Below are 23,696 nucleotides of genomic sequence, written 5' to 3' on the forward strand. Positions count from 1 at the left end.
TCATGTGCACGATCGATCTCGCCTACGTCGGGCGGGGCCTGCACGAGGAACTCGTCGCCTACATCGCCGACCAGGAGGGCTACTACGCCGACGAGGGCGTCCACGTCGCACTGCACGACGGCTGCTCCTGGGACGAGGAGCGGCTGCGCCGCGGCGCCACCGTCGGGCTGGGCCGGGCACTGCTGTCCCGACTGACCGATGGCATCCCCTGGGTCGCACTCAGCGTGAACACCTACAGCCCGCTGTTCTGGTTCCTCGCCGCCCGCCCCGGGCTGACCTCCCTGGCCGACCTGGCCGGCCGGCGGCTGGCGGTGCACGCCCCCCACACCGCGCCCGGGTGCTTCGCCCGGATCGTGCTGCGCCAGGCCGGCCTCGACCCGGACCGCGACGTCCATGCCGTCGTCCGCCGCCCCGGCGACTACGGCATGGACCTGCGCCGACTACAGGACGGCAGCATCGATGCCGCCCTGGTCGGCAGCACCATGGCACCGGAGGCGGTGGCCGCCGAGCACGGCTGGCAGGTGCTGGCCTGGGTCGGCGGTCACTTCAAGATCCCCACCGTCGGCGTGGCCGTCGACACCACCCGCACCGACCCGGACGACCCCGCGGTCCGGGCCGTCGTACGAGCCCACCGGCGCGCCCTCCAGGTGATCCACAACGACCCCGACACCACGGTGCGGCACATGCAGACGTTCCTCGGCCGACATACCGAGGACGAAGTCCGAGCCCACTACGAGGCGTTCATCGCGCCGCATTACACCACCGACGGCCGAGTCGACCTCGCCGTCGGCTCCACCGCGATCACGACGGTCGCCGCCGAACTCGGTGTCCCCGCCACCGTCACCGCGGCCGAGTTCTACCGCACGGTAACCACCACACCGTAGGGGGTGTCCGGCGGATCTTTCCGCACCCCGCCCCTTCCCTCAGTGTCGAGCCCCTGCCGATGTGCGGCTCCGCCGCGCGGGGCTCCGCCGCGTGGCAGGGGCTTTGACGGGCGCCTCGGCGAGCACACCCGCACCGCCTGGCCACAGCTGGAGCAGTTGCACGTCCGCCACCGCGGCGCCTTCGCCCATGTGGAGGCGGAGCTGGCCGACGGCGAACAGGTCAAGCTGATGCGGCTGTGCTGGACCGGCGCCGTCGGCAGGTGGGGCTTCGCCCTCTACTACGCCGGCAGGCCGGCAGCGACCGCTGCGAGGACTCCCTGCTGCCCACGGGCGACGCCACGGGCACCCCGGCGTACCGACGAAATGGGGCTGTGTGGGTGACGAAACGCAGTCCGTCGTCGGCCGGGCGATTGGGCTGACGCCGATCCCGCCGAAGGCGGCTCCCGTGTGCGGGAACTTCTGCGTATCTGCGCGGGATACACGCCCTGCTGGACTTGCTGGCCCACCATGCCGGCGCATTGCGTCGGTGGCCCGATCGCCCATGTGCATCGACGCGTAGTACCGCCGGCGAGCTTCCTTGACGTCCTCCGGGAAGGCGTCCACCAGGCCGAAGTCGGTGATCGAGTTGTCGAGCTCCTCAATCGCCGTGTGCACTCCGGAGGTTCGCCGCGGCCCCAGTCTCGGGCAGTGCGGCCTCGCGCCGATGGTCCGCGGCTCCTTACTCTCCCCCGTCAGCGGAATGGAGCTGGAAGTCGACGACGACGCAACCAACCCGTCCGTCATCGGTGCGGCCGATCCAGACGGGGTAGGCCCCGTCGCCCCGGCCGGCACGGAAGGCGATGAGGTTCGGCTCGGGCTCCGTGCCGGGCAGTTCGACGGTGAAATGGCTGTCGAGGGGTACGAACAGGTCCTCGTCCAGCCGGCCTTCGATCACCGTCCGAGTCGCATCCATGAAAGCCGCTGTGCCGGTATCCACGCCAACCCCGTAGAACTGGCCCTCGCCGAGCAGCCCCAGGTCCTCGTCGGGCCGGACGGCCATTTCCCACTCACGAGGCGGGATGTCCAGGAACGTCACCCTGGCCGCGGCGACACCGGCCCCGCGTGTCGTACGCAAAAGCGACAGCGTGACCGGGAACTCGCCCGGTGGCACAGCGACGGTCCGCGGGGTCTCTCCGATCCAGCCGGGGTCCGAGACCGCCAGCTGCCCTGACGTGATCCGCAGCAGGCCGGCGTCAACGGGCTCGACGACGGCCGGCCCATCCGGAGTGTCGCACGCGCCCGGACTGAACAGTTGCTCGATTCCGGTGGCGCGCAGCGGTCCTGATCCTTCGTCCACCGACACGTCACTCAGGACTACGGTCGTGGCGGGCTCGTGGCCCTGCTGGGCGAGGAACGGCGCGAACACCTGCCAGTCGCCGAATTCCGGTACGGGGCAGAGGAAGCTTTCGACGGGCGCCGGGAACCGCCGCACGGGGACGCTCGACGGGCCGGATGTTCGAGCGTGCAGTGGCTCCGTCGACGCTCCCCTCGGCCCGGCGAACTCGGACCTCACCTCGACCTGCCCGTCGGCCGAGACGGTCGTGGTCTCCTGAACATCCCACTTCCAGGACGAGTGCTCCTGCTCGTTGGAAAACTGCCATCGGGTGTTCCGGTGAGCCAACAACATCCCCGTGCTGTGCGGCTTGAGGTCGATCATCTGCATGCGCCAGGACCTGTCGTCGAACAGATACACACGCCACATCCGGCGCGGCCAGTACTCGACCAGTGCCAGCGGTCGCTCCCGCGCGGACAGCAGAACCGCGTACTCCATCCCGGCAGCATGTCTGCGTGCCGCGACCGCGCGCGACATCGGGTCCGGATGGGTCATTCCCTGATGGGAACCCCACATGTCGCCGTACGACACATCAAGACTGTCGAAGATCACAGCCGCGCATCTCCCCCCGTGGCACCAGCCGCCCCCGAGCAGTGGCGCTCGACGGGTGACCCTGCCGCATCGCCCTGCCCCTCCGGAGCTTCGTTGTGCCGCCAGTCTGCCACTGAGGTGTGACACACAGGATCGTGGGAGGCCGGCAACCTGAACCCCCCGCAGAAGCGCTTGACGGCGCCTGCCGGCTCCACCCCGCCGCCCCCGGCATCTGGCCAGACACCGACCGCAACCGTCCTGTCTCAGTCGATCTTGCTGCCGGGGGATGCCCTGACCTGCGGAAATACAAAACCAGGTGCGACACCGGAACCTTGCTGTCTCACGTGAAGTTGTCGGCAGAGCGGGAGTGGCGGTCTCCCCTTCGCGCGAGGTTTGTGTTGGACTGTCCCGACATAATCCGTACACGACAATGGGGTGAATGCGATGCCTCTTGAGGGCGAGTACGAGCCGAGTCCGGCGCAGTGGGTGCGCGAACAGGTCGAGCTGTATGAGAGTTCGGGTGGCACACAGGGCACAACGCTCTGGGACACGGGCCTGCCGGTCGTCATTGTCACGATGCGCGGCGCGAAGAGCGGCAGGATCCGGAAGATTCCGCTGATGCGCGTGGAGCACGAGGGGCGGTACGCGGCGGTGGCCTCGAAGGGCGGCTTCCCGCGCCACCCGGTCTGGTACTTCAACCTCAAGGCCGACCCGCAGGTGGCTCTCCAGGACGGCCCCGAACACCAGGGCATGATGGCCCGTGAGCTCACCGGGGACGAGCGGGCCCAGTGGTGGCAGCGCGCGGTCGCCGCGTATCCGCCGTACGCCGAATACCAGGAGAAGACCGACCGCGTGATCCCGGTCTTCGTACTCGAACCCGAGCACCTGGCCGGTCCGGCGAAGGCCCCGGCGCCGACGAGGAACTGAGCTTCGGGCCTCACTCGCTCGGCCCGGCAAGGCGCCGCGCGGCTGGGGGTAGGAGCCCGGCGCCGGCCTGGACAGACTCACCTACCTTGTTCCCGGAATGCGAACTGAACAAGGTCCGGTGAGACAGAGGCGAGGTCTCGTGAGACGGGACAACACCCCTGCCTCCGCCGTCAACTCCCGAAGGACTTCCGGACCGGACCACTTAGGAGCCCGGCGACGCCGACACCTCCCAAGGTGCAGGCAGCGGCTCAAGACCGCCCAGGCGGAACCGCCGCCGTCTGCTGACGTCCGCCAGGGCGGGCACGCCTGCTCCCCTACCGTGCCGGTGGGACAGCGGGACGCGGCGTCAGTCGTCGGTGTGCAGGGACTCGGCTGCCGCGGCGGCAATCGTCTCCGCCACGAGTGCGAGTGCCGGCACATCCAGCTTCCACTGCTGCCAGTACAGCGGCACATCGACCCGCCGCCCCGGCGCCAGTTCCGTAAGCGCGCCCGACCTCAGCAGCGGTTCCGATTGCGGCTCCGGAACCAGGCCCCAGCCGAGACCGGCGGCCACCGCGTCGCAGAAGCCTTCCGACGTGGGTACGTAGTGCCGGATCCGACTGGCGCCCGCCCCGTCAGGTGTGAGGGACCGAACGAACCGGTCCTGGAGTTCGTCACGCCGATCGAAAACAATCACCGGCGCGTCGGGCAGACAGCGCTCCAGCGGCCCGGTCGACAGATGGCGCTCCGCAAACCGCGGGCTCGCCACCGCCAGGTACCGCGCCCGGCCCAGCGGGCGCACCATGCAGCCCGCCACCGGCTCCGCCGACGATGTCACGGCCGCCATCACCTGCCCCTCGCGCAACAGCGCCGCGGTGTGTGCCTCGTCCTCGCGGTGCAGGTCGAAGCAGACCGGCGGGCTCTGCGGCACCCGCGTCAGGGCCGGCAGGAACCAGGTGGCCAGGGTGTCCGCGTTCACCGCGATGGGCAACCGGGCCGGACCGGCTCCGGCTGCGATCCCCAGCTCCGTCTGCGCCTCCCGTTCCAGGGCGGCCAGCTGGCGCGCAAACCGCACCACCACCTGCCCGGACTCCGTCGGCCGGACCGGCTTCGTACGCATCAGCAGCACCCGCCCGGTGCGCTGCTCCAGTGTCTTGATCCGCTGGCTGACCGCGGAAGGTGTCACGTGCAAAGCGGCGGCCGCGGCGTCGAAGGTGCCCTCGTCGACGACGGCCAGCAGCGTACGCACCTGATCGATGGGCAGCTCTGTCATCATAATCACTAATGGTAGGTAAGAAACTTTAGCTGTACTAATGCCACGGTGATCCATAACGTCGGAGGCCATGAACAGCGGCATTCTCTCGGCGGGCATCGCCGGATTCGGTACAGGCCTGTCCCTCATCGTCGCCATCGGCGCGCAGAACGCTTTCGTCCTGCGCCAGGGCGCGCGCGGGCAGGCTGTACTCGCGGTGGTCGGCATCTGCGCCGCGTCCGACGCAGTCCTCATCGCCCTCGGCGTGGCCGGGCTCGGCGCCGTGGTCACCGCGTGGCCCGCCGCACTGACCGCGGTCGGCCTGGCCGGTGGCGCCTTCTTGATCTGTTACGGCATTCTGGCCGCCCGTCGCGCGCTGCGGCCCGCCACCGGGCAAGCGCTGACGACGCGGGGCGCCTCGGCGGGCTCCGTGCGCACCGCAGTGCTCACCTGCCTGGCCATGACCTGGCTCAACCCGCACGTGTACCTGGACACCGTGCTGCTGCTCGGCTCGGTCGCCGCCGACCGCGGCTCGCTGCGCTGGGCCTTCGGCCTCGGCGCGATGCTGGCAAGCCTGGTCTGGTTCGCCGGCCTCGGCTACGGCGCCCGGCTCCTCGGCGGCGTCCTGTCCCGCCCCACCGCCTGGCGGGCGCTGGACACCCTCGTCGCGGCCACCATGCTCGTGATGGGCGCCATGCTCCTGGTCCGCACCCTCTGACCGCGCTTCCACCGGACCTGCCGTGTTCTACGGGGTGCCGTGGCCGTCGCGGAAACGAAGCAGGGCGCTCACCGCGGCCTTGTCGCGGGCGCGCATCGCTTCGGCGAGATGGGCAACAGCAGTTCGCCATCGACAGGAAAGCCGATCCCGGCGGCGGCAGCTGCCACAGCCGACAGCGACACCGTGCTGTTCAGAGCGCGAACCGTCTGCCGGTTGAGCGGACGGAGTTCATACACGTGGCGCACCGCGTCGATATCCACCGCGGTCTCGTAGTAATCCTCGGCGAACCTCTGGAACGCTTCCGGCGTCGGGTCTGTCAGCAACTGAAACAGCCAGTCGGCACCGTCGGGGTCCGCGTACCCCTCGGGGAAGTGGATATCTCCTGTCTGCCACCGGTCGCTCGCTGCCTCACGCCACATGCAGGCAGTCACGCGGGGCATGCCATCGTCGCCGAAGGCCGGCTCCAAGACGTGTCCACGAAACACATGGGGAACCGAGTCCACAACCCCGGGCCACAGCCCGTCGTCGGCGTAAGGACTCATCGGCGACTCGTGGTCGAAGCCCCGGACATACGCGCCCGCCGGGGAGAACACGACATCGAACTCGTCACCGGAGCCATTGCGCATCGAGGCGATCTCCTCCGTCGGTGACCACGTCGCGCTGAACGAGTAGTACCGCTCACCATCCGGGTTCAACAGCGCCTCCACCATGGCCATCGACCGGCACAGATCCCGAAGGGCGGGGATGTCAGGAAGAGCTCGCGCAACATCATGAACCGTCATGCGGACATCCAAGCCGACACCACCGACACTCCAGAACCCTCGTCTCCGCCCAGGCATACAGCCGCCCTGGAGAAGTTGGCCAGGTGGACGACGCCGATATCAAAGGTCGCCGACCAGGCCGAACGCCAGGGCCCGCCGCCAACCTGTCCGAAAACACCGCCCACCGCGAGATCCCGTCGGTGCCGCGGTGAACGGTTCGCCACCGAGGGGCCGGTGGATCGTTAGCGCTGGCGGAGGCTGCCGACCCTGGCGGCCCGGGAGGGGAGGTCCGGAAGTGGTGTGGAGCGAGGGAGCGTTCGGCGACTCGCCAGAGCTGCGCGAGGCGTACGAGGCGTGCGAGACCGAGGTGCGGCAGTCCCTGGCCGCGCTGTGGACGGCGACCGACACGCTGCCCGCAGCGGTCAGGCGGTTCGTCCACGCGATTCACGGATGGACTGTGCAAACGGACCGGATCGCCGACGAGGGCTCGCCCGAGGGCCGCCAGGAGCGTTTCGCCCGCTGGCAGGCCGACACCCTGGCCGATCTGCGATCCGGGCACAGCACGCATCCGGTGCGGCGGGCGTTCGTGGACACGGTGCACAGGTGGGATCTCGACCAGGCGCTGATCGAGGAGTATCTCGACACCGTGCGGGCCGACTGCGCGGCCGTGCCGGTGTACGAGACCTTCGCGGACCTCCGGCGCGACTACCTGCGCGGGATCGCGGGTGCCGTGGCCGAGCTGTGGGTGGCCCTGCTGGAGCCGAGCGGCCCCGAGGCCCTGCGGCTGGTGTCGACGCTGTTCGAAGCGTGCCAGATGGCGGACATCTTCGAGGACCTGCCGGCCGACCTCGCGGCGGGCCGCTGCTACCTGCCGAGGGAGGACCTGCGCCGGCTCGGGCTGGAGGTCGGTGACCTGCGAAGCGGCGCAAACCGGCAGGAGCTGGACGCGTTCGTGGACGTCCAACTCGTCCACTGGCGCGGACTGCTGGATGAGGCCGCACCGGTCACCGGGATGGTAGGGGTGCAGTACCAGCCGTTCCTGCACACCCTCCTGCTCGGCGCGCAGCTGCCCTACGACGAGGCGACGCTGCTGCGCTCCCAGGTGCTGGCGGACGGAGTGGATCCGACGAGCCTGGACGGCAGTGCGCGCCGCCGCCCGGCGCGGCCGGATCAGGGACCGATGCCCGGCCATGTCGCAGTCATCATGGACGGAAACCGGCGCTGGGCCGAGGCCCGCGGCATGCCGGTGCCGCAGGGCCACCGCGCGGGTGAGCGAGCGGCCCTGCGGCTGGTCAACGCGGCTTTGCGGCTGGGCATCCGGCACCTGAGCGTCTACACGTTCTCCACGGAGAACTGGGGCCGGTCGCCGGAGGAGCTGGCAGCCCTGTTCGACACCCTCGCCGACGGGATCACCCAGGGTGCGCAGTGGCTGCACAGGCTCGGCGTGAAGGTGCGCTGGTGCGGGCGGCGCGACCGGATCGACACCTCGCTGGCGTCCGCGCTCACGCTGGTGGAGAGCATGACCTGCCACAACGACGTGCTCACGTTCACTGTCTGCGTGGACTACGGCGGGCGGGAGGAACTCACCGCCGCCGCGCGTGCGCTGGCCGCCGAAGCGGTGGCGGGCACGGTCCGCCCCGAGAACATCGGCCCCGCCGACCTCACCCGGCATCTGTATGTGCCGGAACTCCCCGACGTCGATCTGCTGGTCCGCACCTCCGGTGAGCAGCGGATCAGCAACTTCCTGCCCTGGCACCTCTCCTATGCGGAGCTGGTCTTCGACCCCACCCTGTGGCCCGACTACGACCTGGCCCGGCTACGCGACGCCGTCACCGCCTACGCGGCGCGCGAGCGCCGCTTTGGCAGTCGTCGTGGCCTGCCCGCTCAGGCCGGCCGTGAGGAGCCGGCCCGGACCGGCTGAGCAGTCCGGGCCGGCGATGCCTCACGCCTTCGGCGGCGGCGTGTACACGCCCTCGGCGGTCACGTGCGCCAGCACCGTGTCGGTGGTGAAGTCGGCGTCGCCGAAGGTGTTGCTGAACGTCTCCACCAGCTCCGGCGTGGGCCGCAGCGGCACATCGGTCATCCGGACTTTCATCGGCTTGCCCAGCGGCACGCTCTCCGTCTTCAGCACTCCCTTGTCCAGGCCCGGCCGGACCACCGCCTGGTGCCCCAGGTCGACTCCGTTGACCACACACTTCCCGGACGCGAGCCCGTCCTGAAGAGCACCTTCCAGGCCGGTCACCCGCACGTTGCCATCCGGTGTGCGGATGTCGACTCCGCCGTCGAGCCGACCGTCGCCGTGAGCCCTCGGCGGGTCGGCCGCGGACGGGTCGCCCTGCCCGGACCGCACCGGGAAGCGGATCGCCCCACCTTGGGCGTCCCGCACCAGCTGGGCCGGGGCCACCGCCTCCACCACCGCCTGGAAACGGTCCAGAAGCACCTGGGCCTGCTCGGTCCAGCGGACCTCGACCCAGCCCTCGGAGACCGTGCCCAGCGTGCCCGGCTCGGCGGTGGCGGCGGATGCCGCCCCTGTGAACTGGGCCAGTAACGGCCCGGCCATGGCCGCGCCCAGCACCGAACGTCGCGTTGCGCTCATCGATGTGCCTCCATCCCTTCTCGGGCCGCAGGCCACGGCCCGGGGGTTGGGATCATCGGGCCACGCGGGCACCTCCGGGATCGCAACGAAGAACAAACCACTCGAAAGCGCGACAGCCAAGGCCAACACGCTTCACCCCCGCCACGGCGACCCCAGCCGACCCCCTTGCGTCGCGCCTCGCCCGGCCACGTACCACGGCATCGTCGCGAACGGGTTCGACGGGGATACCGGAGCCTTCCGGGTCCATTACGTCCGGTTGCCTCCGCGCCGCCAGATTGGAGGCGTCGTGCGAGCGGCAGCGCGTGCATAGGGGCCGTCGCAGACCGGCTCTCCTGGTTGCCCCGGGCCCCTAGGGCCTGTCGTCAAAAGTCACGTCCACATCAGAGGGCAGGAACCATGAGCGGGTCCTCGCACGCCGTACGGTCGGCAGCCGTCGGCGTTGTCATGGCCAGCTGGCACCATGGTCGGTGTGAGTGAAACAACTGGTTCTGACGAGGGTGTAGTTGACGCTGTTCTGACCACACCGCAGGAGTGGCGTGGCTTTCTGGAGCGGTACGGCGAGCGGTACTTGAAGAACTGTGCCGACGGCGACGAGTTGGTCGATCTGCTGGATGAAGATCAGCTGGACCTGCTGGATCGGGAGGGTCGGGTCGATGTGTGGTTGGGTGAAGCACCGGCTCGGGAAGAAGCCCTGGTGGCATCCGAGGAGCGCCTCGGGGTGCGGTTCCCGCCGAGCCTCAGGGGGTTCTTTCTGGCGAGCGACGGGTGGACGCGCCTGGATGCCTGGGTGGAAGGTGTTCATCCGTGCGGCCGCGTCTCATGGATGCGGGACGGCGATGCCGGCAGGCGCGTGACCGAGATCTACGACTCAATACCCGGCAACGAGAACGATGTACAGCTGTTTCGCCGATCCGTCGAGATCGCCCGGGGAGAAGACTTCTGGTTGCTCGATCCGACCGACGTCGGGCCGGACCGCGAGTGGGCCGCCTACGAGTTCGCGCCGAAGTACGGCAACCCGACGAAGTACCCAAGCTTCTCAGCGCTGTTTCACTCCGGGTACGAGAGCATGGACGGGTACGAGGACCTGGCCTAGGTTCGGTCGTCAGATGTCACGCCCACATCAGGAGTGATGCGAGGGTGACGGCGGGGTCGTAGGACTCGATGGTCTTGTCGTAGCGGGTGGCGATGCCGCGCCATTGCTTAAGGCGGTTGATGTCGCCCGCCGCGTCTGCTTTCGCCTGAGCAGCCCGCAGCATCCGCTCGAACGTCCCGTCCATCGCCCACCTGCGGAAACGTGTATGCAGCGTGGCCCACGGGCCATAGCGCTCGGGCACGTCCCGCCACGCTGTCCCGGTCCGGAACTTCCATACGATCCCGTTCAGGATCTTGCGGTTGTCCAGCCGCTTCCGCCCCCGCAACGACTCGGGCAGCAACGGCCGAACGAACTCCCATTCGGCATCAGACAGTTCATGGCGAGGTATCACGACACCATGATCCACCAACGCTGATCATTTGAAGACACTGCCTAGCGGCACCTTCGCCAAACGGCACGGCCACAGCGGTTACCCGGTTAGCGGTCTCATGGAGGGGATACGGAAGTGTTCACAGCTTTTCGAAGGGGTCGTGCTCGGCGAGCAGCTTCTCCATCCGCGCCTGGTCGACCCGGCTGACGATCTGCCCGGCCTCCTGCCGGTCCCGAATCACCTTGGCCAGAGTGAAGGCGGAGGTCACCAGGTAGAGCACGGCGATGGCCAGGAAGCCGCGCACCCAGGCGTCGGCGTTCAGTCGGAAGATGCCGATGGCGGTGGCCGCCATGGCGACAGCGAACGAGGCGACCGCCTGGCCGTAGAACGCGGCCGTACTCTGCTGCTTGACCGGTGTCTCACTCATGCGGGCAAGAATCGCTGAACGTGGCCGACTCCGCATCCGACCAGATACTCAGGAGGTACTCAGAAAACGGGCGCCCTCCGCAGAACCTCGTGGTGCACCGCGCAAGAACCAGGTACCGCCACCGCGGTCTCCGCGATCCGTTCCGGCCACGCCCGGCTTGCTCACCGAGAAGGCGCGGTTCACTCCTGACTCCGCTCTCCCAGTTCAGCCAACATGGGGCCAAGCCTTGTGGCGAGTTGGGAGACGAGCGTTGCTTCAAGTGGCACCGTCATTGTCATGGGGAGCAGGTGGGCGCCTTTCGCGTGGACGGCTGTATGGCCGAGGCGTAGGCACGCCAGTGCCACAACATGATCACGTAAGGCGCTGATCCAGTATTCAGCCTGCCATGCCCGGCCTCGCTGGATGGAGATGTGGGCATGCAAAGCGTGGTGCCAGGCGAGGCCGATCAGGGCGTCACGGTCGGGCTGCGGGAAGGGGGCCAGGGATCGTTCCTCACCGAAGATGGTCCGCCACTACGGGCCTCTCGGGCCGAACTCGTCGTGGAGCCACTGTGTCCAGCGGCTCGAGGACACAGCGAGTTCGTCGCGGATCGCGAGAACCAGGTCAGTGTCCGACCATTCGTCGCTGTGCCCGTTGGCTTGTGAACCGGTGAGAGCCGCTCCAGTGACCGCCTCGTCAGCTTCGGCAAACTGGATGAGACGTTCTCGGAGGCGGTCCCGATCTTCGACATCGCGCGCTCCGTGATCAGTGGCGAGCCCTGTGTGGTCGGCGAGCGCTCGACTGGACGGTCGGGCATCGCCGCGTCGACGGAAAGATCTCTCTTCTATATATGACGCCACATGTCATAAATGCAGCTTTACGGTGGGAGTGTTCCCATCGAGTGATGGCCCCGAGGAGAAGCGCGATGACTGACAACCGTTCGCCCGCGACTTCGGCGCGCTGGAGAACCTGCCGGCCGGTGAGGTGACCGGCAAGTAAGGGTACCGGGAGTTCTGGGAGGACTTCGCCCCGATGGTCGCCGCCGGTGGCACGATCATCCGCAGCCAGTTCATCGTCGGCACCGCGCCCACCGCGAACCTCGAGGGTGGCTTCGTGGCCCGCGCCAAGGGCGCGCGCAACGCCTGACCGAGCCGGACTCCCCGGGGAGAGCTTCACTCCATCACGTCTATTAGTCATCGGAGCCAACAAGGAGATGCGCTGTGCGTTCGGAGCGGCTACTCGCCCTCCTGCTCCTGCTGCAAACGCACGGGCAGACGTCCGCCAGGGAACTGGCCGAGCGCCTTGAGGTGTCCGTGCGGACGGTGATGCGTGACATCGAGGCCCTGTCAGCGGCCGGCGTCCCCGTCTACACGGAGCGCGGGCCGCACGGCGGCATCGCGCTGGTGCCCGGTTACCGTACGGACGTCAGCGGTCTCACGGCGGACGAGACACGGGCGCTGTTCGTGCTCCTGTCCGACAGTGCCCACGCCGATCTCGGGCTGGGCCAGGCCATGGGGTCCGCCCTCCGCAAGATCATGGCAGTGCTCCCCGAGGTCCACCGCCCGGAAGCCGACCTGGCCAGCCGCCGGGTACTCATCGAGCCCGACCGGTGGCACACCGGTGCCACTCCCGCTCCGGTCCCCGGAGCTGGCCTGCCTACAGGACGCGGTGTTCGGCGACCAGCGGCTGCGCGTCCGTTACCGCCACGGCCGTGACGGAAGCGAACGCTCCTACACGTTGGATGCCTACGGGCTCGTGAACAAGGCCGGCGTCTGGTACCTGGTAGCCGACCACCAGACGCGGCCGAAGCTCTTCCGCGCCGATCGGGTCGTGACCGCGCGTGTCCTGTCCGAGCAAGCCCGTCTCCGCCCCGGCGTGGAGCTACAGCATGTGTGGCAGGACCTGCGACGCGAGGTGGAGAGCGTGGAGCGACCCGTAAAAGTCACGGTCCGCGTGGCTCCTGACACCCTCGCCCGGTTCCTGCGGGTCCACCACACCGACCTCGCCGCCCCTGCAGGCACACACAGCCGCCCGGACACCGAGGCAACCGAACTGACATTGCAGTTCCGTTCCCTCGGCCACGCCACCACCCTGCTGTCCTTCGGTCCGAAGGTCGAGGTCGTCGATCCACCCGAGCTCCAGGACGCCCTCCGGGAAGCGGCCCAGGCAACGGCGGCCCTCTACCCTCGAACCTCCCCGAGCACCCTCGCTCCCCCACCGGACGGTTCCTGAATGGTCTGCGCACAGGCATCCGCACCACTGCCCACAGCCCGTCGCCGGGCGCCTGTTGCCGCAGGTCAGGGGCCGGTCCCGGCACGGGAGGCCGCGTACTCGGACATGCCGGTGAACCACGCCGGCTCTGCCCGTGGAGTCAGGACACAGGAAAGGAGAAGGAGACCGCCATGCCCGCCGAGGACATCCATGTGACCGACGGCATGATCCACTTCGCCGCGCCACTACAGCCCGCGACGATCATCCGCCGCCCCAACCGGTTCATCATCGAGGCCGACATCACGGGCACATCCGTGGCCTGCCACTGCCCCACCACCGGCCGGATCGGCAACTTCGTCCTCGACGGCCTGCCCTGCCTGCTGTCCCGCAGCGACAACCCTGCCCGCAAAACCACCCACACCGTCGAGGCCATCTCCCTCGATCCACCCGAGACACCCGAGCCCACCTGGATCGGCATCAACCAGAACGCCGCCAACCGCTATATCGAGACCGCCCTGCGCCACAACCTCCTGACCGACATGATTACCGCCCGGACCGTGCTGTGCGAGCAGACCCTGGGCCACTCCCGCCTCGACTTCCTCGTCAACGACGACACCTATATCGAGGTCAAGACGCCGCTCCAGCACGTCCAGGCCCCGCTGGGCAGACACATCAGGACGCGCAGACAGGCTCCCTTCGATTCCACCGACCGCATGATCCGGCACATCGGCGAACTCGGCGACAGCCTCGCCGGCCACCAGCGCGCGATCCTTATCGTCTGCTTCCTCTACGACAACCCCGGCTTCCAGGTCGGACCCAACCCCAGCACCCGACACGCCGCCGTCCGGACGAAGGTCGCCGCGGCCGTCGACCAGGGCGTCGAGATCTGGCAGGTGAACTTCCTCCTCGACGCCGACGGCGTCCGCGTCGGCCGTCAGACCGAACTCACCGCCCAGTTCACCCAACGACCCGCGAGGCCCGCCGGCCCACACTGATCCCTCACAAAGCCGAAGGCGACGGGGAAGTAGTGGTCTCCGCCTTCGGGGCACGGCGATGCCACGGCGAGAAGCACCGGCCGGAATAACGCGGCAGTTCAACAATTCCCCTTACGGCACCGCACCCCGGCAAAACTCCCCACCTGAAGACTTTCATTTCTCGTCAATTTGCAGGCCATCCGATATCCGAGTCGGGTGGCCATTTGGCGTGCGTTTTACCCCGCGGCGATCCGGTAGATTTTCAGTGCCCACACAGCAAGTCCCCTTGTCAAGCCGGACTTTCGTCATATCAGTTTCGGTCCGAACCAGGCAGCGGACGATGCTAGGGTCTTTCTCATTCGCATCCGCGATGCCGCTTTCCGCCGCTGCCGCAGACTTCCACAACGAAGCGTTGGCGCGGCAGTGCCAATTCACTCTCCTCTGGAGCCCTCTTTCATGTCTACCGGCATGTCCACCGACCGCGCGGCCGCAGCCGTCGCACCGGCCGATACGCCCACCGCGCCGCCGGGGCGGGGCCGTCACCTCGGGCTGGCCCTGATCGTCATCGCGGCCGCCCAGCTGATGGTGGTCCTCGACGCCACCATCACCAACATCGCGCTGCCCGCCATCCAGACCGACCTGAACGTCACCGACGCGAACCTCGCCTGGATCGTCAACTCCTATGCGCTGGCCTTCGGCGGACTGCTGCTGCTCGGTGGACGGGCCGGTGACCTCTTCGGACGACGGCGCATGTTCCGGGCCGGCATCGCCGTCTTCACCCTGGCCTCGCTGCTGGGCGGCCTGGCCCCGGGCGAGGGCCTGCTGATCGCCGCCCGCGTCCTACAGGGCGTCGGCGCCGCGCTCGCCGCGCCCAGCGCGCTGGCCCTGATCACCACCACGTTCCCCCAGGGCAAGTCACGCAACACCGCGATGGGCGTGTACGCGGCGATGGGCGGCGTCGGCGCCACGGTCGGCCTGCTGCTCGGCGGCACGCTCACCGATCTCCTGGACTGGCGCTGGGTGTTCTTCGTCAACATCCCCATCGGCCTGGCCGTGCTCGTCGGCACGAACACCCTCGTCGAGGCGGAGCGCCACCCCGGCCGCCTGGACATACCCGGCGCCGTCACCGGCACCGGCGGTCTGATCGCCCTGGTCTACGGCATCACCCGGGGCGGCGAACACGGCTGGACCAACGCGCTGACCCTGACCTCCTTCGTCGGGGCGGCCGTACTGCTCAGCGCCTTCCTGCTGCTCCAGGCCCGCACCGCAGACCCGATGATGCCGCTGCGCCTGCTCAAGGACCGCAGCCGCTCCGGCAGCTACGCCACGATGCTGTTCATCGGCGCGGGCATGTTCGCCACGTTCTACTTCCTGACGCTGTACATGCAGTTGATCCTCGGCTACAGCCCGGTGAGGACCGGCTTCGCCTACCTCCCCTTCAGCTTCGGCATGGCCACAGCAGCCGGCATCAGCTCCAAGCTGGTCACGCACTTCGCACCCCGGCTGATCGCCGGTCCGGGGTTGCTGGTCGGGGCCGCCGGCATGTTCTGGTTCGCCACTCTGGAGCCCGACTCCTCCTATGCCGCGCACCTCATGCCCGCGATGTTCGTCACCGCCCTCGGCCTGGGCATGAGCTTCGTACCGATGACCCTCGGCGCGGTCAGCGACGTCGCCCACCACGACACGGGCATCGCGTCGGCGCTGCTGAACACCGCCCAGCAGATCGGCGGCGCTCTCGGCCTCGCCGTGCTGTCGACGATCGCCACCTCGGCCGCCAACGACAAGCTCCCCGACGCGGCGACCACTCTCTACCGAGCGCTCGCCACCAAGGACGTCGGCCTGGCGAGCCGCGCCGGCGAGGCTCTGACCCACGGCTACACCATGGCCTTCGCCGCCGCGGGCGCCATGTTCCTCGCGGGACTTGCCATCACCGTGCTGGCCATCAACGCCGAACGGCAGCACACCGAGGACGGAGCCCCCGCCGTTCACATGGGCTGACCCCTCGGGCTGAGCACTCCCGAAACCGCGCGCGGTGCGCCGACTCCCCCTCGCAAGACCCCGAGGACCTCAGCGGGACCTGCCGGCCCGCGCACCGCGCGCCCCTCCAAGAGCACCGACTGGCCGCCGAACACCGTGTTGCGTCGTGTTGCGGGCTGACCCCACACTCCTGTCACCATCAAGCCGACCGGTCGGCGAGCACGCGGCGGACGCCGTAGGCGGCGGCGCCGACGGCCACCACCGCGGCTCCGGAGATCACCGACGTGACGGGCAGGGCGAAGGCGAGGACGAGGCATCCGGCCAGGCCGGCGACGGGGATGATCCGGGCCGGGCGGCCCTCTGCCGGGGTGAGGGTCCAGGCGGAGGCATTGGCGATGGCGTAGTAGGCCAGCACGCCGAAGGAGGAGAACCCGATCGCCCCGCGCACGTCCGCCACCGCCGCCAGGGCCGCCACGACCGCGCCGACCACCAACTCCGCCCGGTGCGGCACCTTGAACCGGGGGTGCACGGCGGACAGGACGTGCGGCAGGTGCCGGTCGCGGGCCATGGCCAGCGTGGTGCGCGAGACGCCGAGGATCAGCGCGAGCAGCGAGCCCAGTGCCGCCACCGCCGCGCCCACCCGGACGACAGGGACCAGCCAGCCGGCGCCCGCGGCCCGCACCGCCTCCGACAAGGGCGCAGCGGCCTGGGCCAGACGGTCCGGGCCGAGCACCGTCAGTGCGGAGACCGCGACCAGGGCGTAGACGACGAGGGTGATGGCCAGCGCGAGCGGGATGGCGCGGGGGATGGTCCGTGCCGGATCGCGCACCTCCTCGCCCAGCGTGGCGATCCGCGCGTACCCGGCGAAGGCGAAGAACAACAGGCCGCCTGCCTGAAGAACCCCGCCGAACGAGGCGTCCGCGCCCACGCTCAGGCGGGACGCTGTCGCGGCGTCAGAGGTGAGGGAGGCGGCCACGACGGCGCCGAGCACTGCCAGCACGATCGCGACGATCACGCGGGTCAGCCACGCCGACTTCTGCACCCCGGCATAGTTCACCGCGGTCAGCAACACCACCGCCGCCACCGCCACCGCGTGTTCCCGCCCGGGCCACACGTACGCGCCCACGGTGAGCGCCATCGCCGCGCACGAGGCGGTCTTGCCGACCACGAACGCCCACCCGGCCAGATACCCCCAGAACGCGCCCAGCCGCTCCCGCCCGTAAACATAGGTGCCGCCCGAGGCCGGATACCGGGCGGCCAGCCGCGCCGAGGACGTGGCGTTGCAGTACGCCACCACCGCCGCGACGGCCAACCCCAGCAGCAGGCCCGAACCCGCCGCACGGGCGGCCGGAGCGAGTGCGGCGAAGATCCCGGCGCCGATCATCGACCCCAGCCCGATCACCACCGCGTCCGGTACTCCCAGCCGCCGCGCCAGCTCATCCGGCACCCCCGCCGCAGTAGACGCCCTGCCCATGGCCTACGCACCGCCCCGTGTCACGGACCCCGATATCGAAAAACGATATATGAGCCGGGTGGCCCGGCCTCAAGCACTCACGCCCGGCAGGCACATCCAGGCATGCGGCGGCCCTCGCGGCGGGCGCGGACCTGGCCCGGGCCCTGGCTCGCGGGGCGGGCCGGGGCCGCCGCGCCGGGCCGGACACGCCGCGGGTACAGGTAGAGATCCAGGTCACGCGGCCCGGCTTGGCCCGGGCGGCCCGGCCGTACTCAACGCCCGAGAGGCGGAGGCGAACGATCTGCCGACCGCGCCCCTGGAGGGCCTCACATCGGCTCGATGACGTTCTTGCGCAGGTGCCCATAGACCACCGAGGTGCGTACGTCCGCGAGCTCCTTTCGCTCGGTCAGCTTGTCCAGGACCACCGAGTGCAGATGGTCGGCGTCGCGAACCGCCACATGGAGGAGGAAGTCGTCGGTGCCGGTCAGCACGAAGACCGCGATCACCTCGGGCATCCGAGCCACGAAGGCCTGGAACTGCTCGATGACCGCACGCGTCGGCGGCCGTACCCGCACGGCGATGATCGCCTGCAACCCCCGGCCGATCGAAGGGAGGTCCGCCTCGGCGTGGAACCCGAGCAGTACGCCGCGCTCACGGAGGGAGCGCACCCGCTCCAGGCAGGTGGAGGGGGCAATTCCCAACTCCTGTGCCAGATCCCGGTTGGTGCGCCGACCATCTTGCTGAAGAAGCCGCAGCAGCGCCGAATCTAGTTCGTCCATATTCCGCCAAGCTCCCAGAACGCCGAATTATGTTCGGCCAGCGTGCCACATACACGGACCGATTGCTAGCATCCCCGCGATGTTTCCGTCCATGATTCGCATCTACGCCATGCGGTCGGGCGGAATCGGAGAGTTCGGACGGGAAGGGGCATCAGGGGTGGACGAGCGGAAGACCAGGATCTTGGCGATCGGTTCCGTCGTGGCGGCCGCGCTGTTCTGGAGCAGCTCGTACGCGGTGACCAAGGAGGTGTTGGCGGACGTCGGGCCGCTGACCATCGGGGCCATCCGCTTCACGATCGCCGCCGCGCTGCTCGCGATCATGGTGCGTATGCGCCGCAACCCGGTAGCCCGGCCGGATGCCCGCCAGCGGCGGCTGATCTACCTGAGCGGCCTGCTCGGCATTCTGGTCTACTTCGTGCTCGAGAACATCGGCGTCGAGCTGTCGACCGCCTCCGACGCCTCCCTGATCGTGGCCTCGTATCCGCTGATGACCATGCTCCTGGAACTCGTGGTCTTCCGGACCAGGATGCCGCTGCTCCGGGTCAGCGGTGTGCTGCTCGCCACGGCGGGAGCCTTCCTGGTCGTACGCAACGGGGCGGAAGTCGGAGGCACAGCACGCTGGTTCGGCGATGTCCTGCTGCTGCTCGGCGGGCTGGTGTGGGCCGGGTACAACGTGCTGGGCAAGTACGCGGGTCGCGGGCAGGACGCGGTGAACCTCACCTACTACCAGACCGTGGCGGGCGCCGCCGGCTTCCTGCTCGCCTCGCTCCTGGAGATCGGGGACTGGCGGGTGCCGGATGCCACGGCCTCTGCGCTGCTCGCCTATCTGGCCGTGGCGTGTTCCGTCGGCGGCTTCCTCCTCTACAACTACGGTCTGCACCGGATGACCTCGAGCGTCGCGGTCAACATCCTCAACCTGGTGCCGGTGTTCGGTGTGCTCGGTGCCGTGGTGATCAACGGAGAGACGGTCCGGCTCGCGCAGGTCTTCGGCGGCGTGATCATCATTGCCGGTGTGGCGCTCGGGTTGGTCGAGCGCCGAACGGCCATCGAGGAACCCGAAGCTCCCGAACCGACTCTGGTCGGCGAGCGCACCTGAAGGCGTCCCTCCGCAGGGCGCCCCCGCTCGGGGAAGACAACCGCGCCCCCGGCTTTATCCTGCCTGTGGATGAAGCTCGGCCCGCTTGTGTCAAAGGGGTTTCCGAACCGGACAAACACCGCTACGGTCCTTGAGATGTACCGGTCACATAGGGGGTCCCCTCTCCCTGGACCGGTCACCCCGGCGCGACGGCGCGCGCCTGTGCCAGCCACAGTGGCCTGACGGCCCGCCCGTACACCCCCTCTTTCCACGGAGGATCAGCGTGCACAGGAAAAGGCTTCGACTGCGCGGGCCCCTCGCGCTCGTCACGAGCGGACTGCTCGTCGGCGCGGGGCTCGCGTTCACCGCTCCGCCGGCGGTCGCGGACCAACCCGCCCCGGCCGCCGAGGAGTTCCAGCAGGTCACCCTCGCCAAGGGGGCCGAGGAGACCGGTGAGCCGATGTCGCTCGCCGTACTGCCGGACCGCTCGGTGCTGCACACCTCGCGCGACGGCACCCTGCGGCTGACCGACGCGGCGGGCGACACCAAGGTGTCCGGCAAGCTCCCGGTCTACTCCCATGACGAGGAGGGGCTCCAGGGCGTCGGCATCGACCCGCAGTTCAGCGAGAACCGCGCCATCTACCTCTACTACGCGCCGCCGCTCGACACCCCCTCCGGCGACGCCCCCAACGAGGGCACGGACGCCGACTTCGCCAGGTTCGACGGGGTCAACCGGCTCTCCCGCTTCACCTTGAAGACCGATGGCACCCTGGACCTGACCAGTGAGAAGAAGGTCCTCGACGTGCCCGCCTCACGCGGTATCTGCTGCCATGTCGGCGGCGACATCGACTTCGACACCGACGGCAATCTGTACCTCTCCACCGGAGACGACACCAATCCGTTCGCCTCCGACGGCTTCACCCCCATCGACGAGCGGGAGGGCCGCAACCCCGCCTATGACGCCCGGCGCTCCGCGGGCAACACCAACGACCTGCGCGGCAAGATCCTGCGGATCAAGGTGGCCGACGACGGTACGTACACCGTCCCGGACGGCAACCTCTTCGCGCCCGGCGCGCAGAAGACCCGGCCCGAGATCTACGCGATGGGCTTCCGCAACCCCTTCCGGATGAGCGTCGACAAACCGACCGGCACGGTCTACGTCGGCGACTACGGCCCGGACGCGGGCGCCGCCGATCCCAAGCGGGGACCGGGCGGCGCGGTCGAGTTCGCCCGGATCACCAAGCCCGGCAACTACGGCTGGCCGTACTGCATCGCCGACAACAAGCCGTATCTGGACTACGACTTCGCCACCGGCGCCTCCGGTGCGACCTTCGACTGCGCCGCGCCCAAGAACACCTCGCGCTACAACACCGGGCTCACCGACCTGCCTCCCGCCCAGCCCGCCTGGATTCCGTACGACAACGACTCCGTGCCCGAGTTCGGCTCCGGCTCCGAGTCGCCGATGGCCGGGCCGGTCTATCGCTACGACGCCTCGCTCGACTCCCCGGTCAAGTTCCCCGAGTCCTACGACGGGGACTTCTTCGCGGGCGAATTCGGCCGCCAGTGGATCAAGCGGATCGAGCAGGGTGACGACGGCACAGTGCAGAAGATCAACGACTTCCCGTGGCGCGGCACCCAGGTCATGGACTCGGCCTTCGGCCCGGACGGCGCGCTGTACGTCCTCGACTACGGCCTCGGCTACTTCAACGGCGACGAGCACTCCGCGCTCTACCGGATCGAGAACGCCACGGGCGGCCACTCACCGATCGCCGAGGCGAGCGCCGACCGCACCTCCGGCAGGGCGCCCATGAAGGTCGCCTTCTCCTCGGCGGGCACCTCCGACGCCGACGGCGACACCCTCGCCTACAGCTGGGACTTCGGCGACGGGACCACATCGAGCGCCGCCAACCCCACGCACACCTACCGGAAGAACGGCACCTACACCGCTACCGTCACCGTCAAGGACCCCTCCGGGCGCACCGGCAGCGCCAGCGTCCACCTGACGGTCGGCAACACCGCGCCCAAGGTGACGCTGCGGCTGCCGGCCGACGGTCAGCTGTTCACCTTCGGCGACGAGGTCCCGTTCGAGGTCAAGGTGACCGACCCCGAGGACCGGACCATCGACTGCGCCAAGGTCAAGGTCACCTACATCCTCGGCCACGACAGCCACGGCCACCCCGTCACCACGGCGAACGGCTGCTCCGGCACCATCAAGACCAACGCCGACGGGGAGCACGACCCCAACGCCAACATCTTCGGGGTCTTCGACGCCGAGTACACCGACGGGGGCGGGGGCGGCCAGCCGCCGCTGACCACCCATGACCAGAGCAGGGTCCAGCCCAAGCACCGGCAGGCCGAGCACTACGGCGACAGCCAGGGCGTCTCGGTGATCTCCCACGCGCCGGCCAACGGCGGCAAGACGGTCGGCGACATCCACAACGGCGACTGGATCTCCTTCACCCCGTATGTGCTCGGCAACGCCAAGGACTTCACCGCCCGGGTCTCCTCGGCGGGCGCCGGCGGCACGCTGGAGATCCGCACCGGATCCCCGACCGGACCGCTGCTCGGCAGCGTCACCGTGCCGGTGACCGGCGGATGGGAGACCTTCCAGGACGTCAAGACCACGCTGCGGAATCCCCCGACCGGTAGCACCACTCTCTGTCTCGTCTTCAAGGGCGGCGAGGGAGCGCTCTTCGACGTGGACGACTTCACGATCGGCACCGGCTGACGAACAGGGCCGGGGGCGGTCCGCGCGGCCGCCCCCGGCCCGGAGGAAGGAACACAACGGACATGCACCCGCACTCTTCTCCGCATCCCGGGCCCCGTTCCAGACGCCGCACCGGATCCCCGCGCTCGGCGCGCCTCGCCGCCGTCGGGGCGGCCGCCTTGCTGCTCGCCCTGACGGCGCTGCCCGCCGCCGCGTCCGGGCCCGCCCCGTCCAGGGCCGCCGCGTCATCGGCCGCGGCGGGTTCCTCGGACCGGTCGGACCCGTCGGACCGCGTACTGGTCTTCTCCAAGACGGCCGGCTTCCGCCACGACTCGATCCCCGACGGCATCGCCGCCATCGAGGAACTCGGCGCGCAGGGCGGTTTCGCCGTCGACGCCACCGAGGACGCCGCCGCCTTCACCCCCGACAACCTCGCCCGCTACGACGCCGTCGTCTTCCTCTCCACGACCGGCGACGTCCTCGACCCCGCCCAACAGTCCGCCTTCGAGCGCTATGTGCGGGCGGGCGGCGGCTATGTCGGCGTCCACGCCGCAGCCGACACCGAATACGACTGGCCCTTCTACGAAGGCCTGGTCGGGGCGTACTTCCAGTCCCACCCGGCGATCCAGCAGGCCACGGTGGACGTCGAGGATCGGGCCCATCCCGCGACGGCGCATCTGGGGCCGCAGTGGGAGCGGACGGACGAGTGGTACAACTATCGCGCCAATCCCCGGGACCGGGTGAAGGTCCTCGCCTCGCTCGACGAATCCTCCTATGAGGGCGGGGCGATGGGGCAGGACCACCCCATCTCCTGGTGCCAGGACTACCGCGGCGGCCGCGCCTTCTACACCGGCTTCGGCCACACCAAGGAGTCCTACACCGACCCCGCCTTCCGGCAGCACCTGCTCGGCGGCATCCGCTACGCCACCGACGCCGCCCAAGCCGACTGCCGCCCCGAACAGGGCTACCGCCCGCTCTTCGACGGCACCTCGACGGACGGCTGGAAACAGGCGGGCCCGGGGAGCTTCACTCTCGACACCGCGTCGGGAACCCTCACCTCGACGGGCGGCATGGGCCTGCTCTGGTACCAGGCGCGCGAACTGCGCTCGTACTCGCTCAAGCTCGACTGGAAGGTGTCGGGCGACGACAACTCCGGTGTCTTCATAGGCTTCCCGGCCTCCGACGACCCCTGGTCGGCGGTCAACAACGGCTACGAGGTGCAGATCGACGCCACGGACGCCCCCGATCGCACCACCGGGTCCGTCTACGGGTTCCAGTCCGCCGACCTCGCCAAGCGGGACGCGGCGCTGAACCCGCCGGGAGAGTGGAACACCTACGAGATCCGGGTGCAGGGCGAGCGGCTGCGGATCTGGCTCAACGGCGTGAAGATCAACGACTTCACCAACCAGGACCCGGCGCGCAGCCTGCGGCAGGGATACGTCGGCATCCAGAACCACGGGGAGGGGGACGAGGCCTCCTTCCGTAACATCCGCGTCAAGGACCTGCCGGCGAAGAGCGGCGGCCACCACCACCGCTAGCCGCCCGGTCCGCTGTCCCTACGGCCCGAGGGGAGCCGTAGGGACGGCCGGCGGCGGGAAGGAGCACACCGCCTCCTCCCCGCCGCCACCTCA

Annotated in this window: 19 protein-coding genes and 2 pseudogenes; 12 read left to right on the forward strand and 9 right to left on the reverse strand. The window is 69.3% G+C overall.

Translation table 11 applies throughout. From position 1 onward, the window contains the following. The first annotated feature begins 2 nt into the window (after positions 1-2). Positions 3-884, forward strand: coding sequence for an ABC transporter substrate-binding protein (locus ABTY62_RS31510; RefSeq protein WP_352132822.1), 882 nt, complete (start codon positions 3-5; stop codon positions 882-884). A 718-nt stretch (positions 885-1,602) separates the two neighbouring features. On the opposite strand, the gene ABTY62_RS31515 is transcribed toward ABTY62_RS31510, so the two are convergent. After that, the gene (locus ABTY62_RS31515; protein WP_352132823.1) at positions 1,603-2,694 is read right to left on the reverse strand and encodes a DUF4241 domain-containing protein; all 1,092 of its coding nucleotides are present in this window, start codon (positions 2,692-2,694) and stop codon (positions 1,603-1,605) included. 537 nt (positions 2,695-3,231) lie between these two features. Between ABTY62_RS31515 and ABTY62_RS31520 the strand changes: the two genes are divergently transcribed. Then, positions 3,232-3,714, forward strand: coding sequence for a nitroreductase family deazaflavin-dependent oxidoreductase (locus ABTY62_RS31520; protein WP_352132824.1), 483 nt, complete (start codon positions 3,232-3,234; stop codon positions 3,712-3,714). A 346-nt stretch (positions 3,715-4,060) separates the two neighbouring features. Here the strand turns inward: ABTY62_RS31520 and ABTY62_RS31525 are convergent, their stop codons facing one another. Next, positions 4,061-4,966, reverse strand: a complete 906-nt coding sequence (locus ABTY62_RS31525) for a LysR family transcriptional regulator ArgP (RefSeq protein ID WP_352132922.1) — start codon at positions 4,964-4,966, stop codon at positions 4,061-4,063. A 70-nt stretch (positions 4,967-5,036) separates the two neighbouring features. On the opposite strand from ABTY62_RS31525, the gene ABTY62_RS31530 reads away from it, so the two are divergent. Next, positions 5,037-5,663 (forward strand): LysE/ArgO family amino acid transporter, encoded by a 627-nt coding sequence (locus ABTY62_RS31530; protein ID WP_352132825.1) that lies wholly within the window; start codon positions 5,037-5,039, stop codon positions 5,661-5,663. 68 nt (positions 5,664-5,731) lie between these two features. On the opposite strand, the gene ABTY62_RS31535 is transcribed toward ABTY62_RS31530, so the two are convergent. Then, positions 5,732-6,445, reverse strand: coding sequence for a hypothetical protein (locus tag ABTY62_RS31535; protein WP_352132826.1), 714 nt, complete (start codon positions 6,443-6,445; stop codon positions 5,732-5,734). Positions 6,446-6,719: 274 nt separating this feature from the next. Here ABTY62_RS31535 and uppS point away from each other — a divergent pair, with 274 nt between their 5' ends. Further along, on the forward strand, positions 6,720-8,345 hold the full coding sequence (gene uppS, locus ABTY62_RS31540; RefSeq protein WP_352132827.1) for a polyprenyl diphosphate synthase: 1,626 nt from the start codon (positions 6,720-6,722) through the stop codon (positions 8,343-8,345). Between the two features lie 21 nt (positions 8,346-8,366). On the opposite strand, the gene ABTY62_RS31545 is transcribed toward uppS, so the two are convergent. After that, positions 8,367-9,020 carry a hypothetical protein gene (locus ABTY62_RS31545; protein WP_352132828.1) on the reverse strand — a complete coding sequence of 218 codons (654 nt, stop codon included), beginning with the start codon at positions 9,018-9,020 and terminating at the stop codon, positions 8,367-8,369. 460 nt (positions 9,021-9,480) lie between these two features. Here ABTY62_RS31545 and ABTY62_RS31550 point away from each other — a divergent pair, with 460 nt between their 5' ends. Continuing rightward, complete coding sequence (locus ABTY62_RS31550; RefSeq protein ID WP_352132829.1) at positions 9,481-10,113, forward strand: SMI1/KNR4 family protein; 633 nt, start codon at positions 9,481-9,483, stop codon at positions 10,111-10,113. A 16-nt stretch (positions 10,114-10,129) separates the two neighbouring features. Here ABTY62_RS31550 and ABTY62_RS47565 read toward each other — a convergent pair. From ABTY62_RS47565 to ABTY62_RS31560, 3 genes and pseudogenes are all read right to left on the reverse strand, one after another. After that, positions 10,130-10,234: pseudogene (locus tag ABTY62_RS47565) on the reverse strand (IS5/IS1182 family transposase); the annotation flags it as partial. Positions 10,235-10,285: 51 nt separating this feature from the next. Further along, positions 10,286-10,519: pseudogene (locus ABTY62_RS47570) on the reverse strand (transposase); the annotation flags it as partial. 103 nt (positions 10,520-10,622) lie between these two features. Then, complete coding sequence (locus ABTY62_RS31560; RefSeq protein ID WP_311724058.1) at positions 10,623-10,910, reverse strand: YiaA/YiaB family inner membrane protein; 288 nt, start codon at positions 10,908-10,910, stop codon at positions 10,623-10,625. Positions 10,911-12,109: 1,199 nt separating this feature from the next. Here ABTY62_RS31560 and ABTY62_RS31565 point away from each other — a divergent pair. The 4 genes from ABTY62_RS31565 (at position 12,110) to ABTY62_RS31580 (ending at position 16,072) form a co-directional block, all read left to right on the forward strand. Continuing rightward, a complete protein-coding gene (locus tag ABTY62_RS31565) occupies positions 12,110-12,604 on the forward strand; it encodes a helix-turn-helix transcriptional regulator (protein ID WP_352132831.1) in 495 nt (164 codons plus the stop codon). Next, positions 12,510-13,121, forward strand: a complete 612-nt coding sequence (locus ABTY62_RS31570; protein ID WP_352132832.1) for a helix-turn-helix transcriptional regulator — start codon at positions 12,510-12,512, stop codon at positions 13,119-13,121. Before ABTY62_RS31565 ends, ABTY62_RS31570 begins: the two co-directional genes overlap by 95 nt. 170 nt (positions 13,122-13,291) lie before the next feature. Further along, positions 13,292-14,095 carry a DNA/RNA nuclease SfsA gene (locus tag ABTY62_RS31575; protein WP_352132833.1) on the forward strand — a complete coding sequence of 268 codons (804 nt, stop codon included), beginning with the start codon at positions 13,292-13,294 and terminating at the stop codon, positions 14,093-14,095. A gap of 435 nt (positions 14,096-14,530) precedes the next feature. Beyond that, positions 14,531-16,072 (forward strand): MFS transporter, encoded by a 1,542-nt coding sequence (locus ABTY62_RS31580; protein ID WP_352132834.1) that lies wholly within the window; start codon positions 14,531-14,533, stop codon positions 16,070-16,072. Positions 16,073-16,250: 178 nt separating this feature from the next. On the opposite strand, the gene ABTY62_RS31585 is transcribed toward ABTY62_RS31580, so the two are convergent. Next, a complete protein-coding gene (locus ABTY62_RS31585; RefSeq protein ID WP_352132835.1) occupies positions 16,251-17,525 on the reverse strand; it encodes an APC family permease in 1,275 nt (424 codons plus the stop codon). 305 nt (positions 17,526-17,830) lie between these two features. Further along, positions 17,831-18,283, reverse strand: a complete 453-nt coding sequence (locus ABTY62_RS31590) for an Lrp/AsnC family transcriptional regulator (protein ID WP_352132836.1) — start codon at positions 18,281-18,283, stop codon at positions 17,831-17,833. A gap of 157 nt (positions 18,284-18,440) precedes the next feature. Here ABTY62_RS31590 and ABTY62_RS31595 point away from each other — a divergent pair, with 157 nt between their 5' ends. From ABTY62_RS31595 to ABTY62_RS31605, 3 genes are all read left to right on the forward strand, one after another. Further along, positions 18,441-19,379, forward strand: coding sequence for a DMT family transporter (locus ABTY62_RS31595; protein WP_352132923.1), 939 nt, complete (start codon positions 18,441-18,443; stop codon positions 19,377-19,379). 262 nt (positions 19,380-19,641) lie between these two features. Then, entirely contained in the window at positions 19,642-22,086 is a 2,445-nt protein-coding gene (locus ABTY62_RS31600; protein WP_352132837.1) for a PQQ-dependent sugar dehydrogenase, read from the forward strand. A gap of 62 nt (positions 22,087-22,148) precedes the next feature. Further along, a complete protein-coding gene (locus ABTY62_RS31605) occupies positions 22,149-23,603 on the forward strand; it encodes a ThuA domain-containing protein (RefSeq protein ID WP_352132838.1) in 1,455 nt (484 codons plus the stop codon). The last annotated feature ends 93 nt before the right edge of the window (positions 23,604-23,696 follow it).

It is taken from the genome of Streptomyces sp. NPDC097640, from assembly GCF_040302705.1.
Classification (GTDB): Bacteria; Actinomycetota; Actinomycetes; order Streptomycetales; family Streptomycetaceae; genus Streptomyces.

Bases quoted from the DNA above. Each gene is read 5' to 3' on its own strand.
- ABTY62_RS31550 (WP_352132829.1), top strand. From the start codon at position 9,481: ATGGTCGGTGTGAGTGAAACAACTGGTTCTGACGAGGGTGTAGTTGAC.
- ABTY62_RS31605 (WP_352132838.1), top strand. From the start codon at position 22,149: ATGCACCCGCACTCTTCTCCGCATCCCGGGCCCCGTTCCAGACGCCGC.
- ABTY62_RS31515 (WP_352132823.1), bottom strand. From the start codon at position 2,694: ATGGAGTACGCGGTTCTGCTGTCCGCGCGGGAGCGACCGCTGGCACTG.
- ABTY62_RS31585 (WP_352132835.1), bottom strand. From the start codon at position 17,525: ATGGGCAGGGCGTCTACTGCGGCGGGGGTGCCGGATGAGCTGGCGCGG.
- ABTY62_RS31520 (WP_352132824.1), top strand. From the start codon at position 3,232: ATGCCTCTTGAGGGCGAGTACGAGCCGAGTCCGGCGCAGTGGGTGCGC.
- ABTY62_RS31525 (WP_352132922.1), bottom strand. From the start codon at position 4,966: ATGACAGAGCTGCCCATCGATCAGGTGCGTACGCTGCTGGCCGTCGTC.
- ABTY62_RS31535 (WP_352132826.1), bottom strand. From the start codon at position 6,445: ATGACGGTTCATGATGTTGCGCGAGCTCTTCCTGACATCCCCGCCCTT.
- ABTY62_RS31560 (WP_311724058.1), bottom strand. From the start codon at position 10,910: ATGAGTGAGACACCGGTCAAGCAGCAGAGTACGGCCGCGTTCTACGGC.
- ABTY62_RS31580 (WP_352132834.1), top strand. From the start codon at position 14,531: ATGTCTACCGGCATGTCCACCGACCGCGCGGCCGCAGCCGTCGCACCG.
- ABTY62_RS31530 (WP_352132825.1), top strand. From the start codon at position 5,037: ATGAACAGCGGCATTCTCTCGGCGGGCATCGCCGGATTCGGTACAGGC.
- ABTY62_RS31545 (WP_352132828.1), bottom strand. From the start codon at position 9,020: ATGAGCGCAACGCGACGTTCGGTGCTGGGCGCGGCCATGGCCGGGCCG.
- ABTY62_RS31510 (WP_352132822.1), top strand. From the start codon at position 3: ATGTGCACGATCGATCTCGCCTACGTCGGGCGGGGCCTGCACGAGGAA.
- ABTY62_RS31575 (WP_352132833.1), top strand. From the start codon at position 13,292: ATGCCCGCCGAGGACATCCATGTGACCGACGGCATGATCCACTTCGCC.
- ABTY62_RS31590 (WP_352132836.1), bottom strand. From the start codon at position 18,283: ATGGACGAACTAGATTCGGCGCTGCTGCGGCTTCTTCAGCAAGATGGT.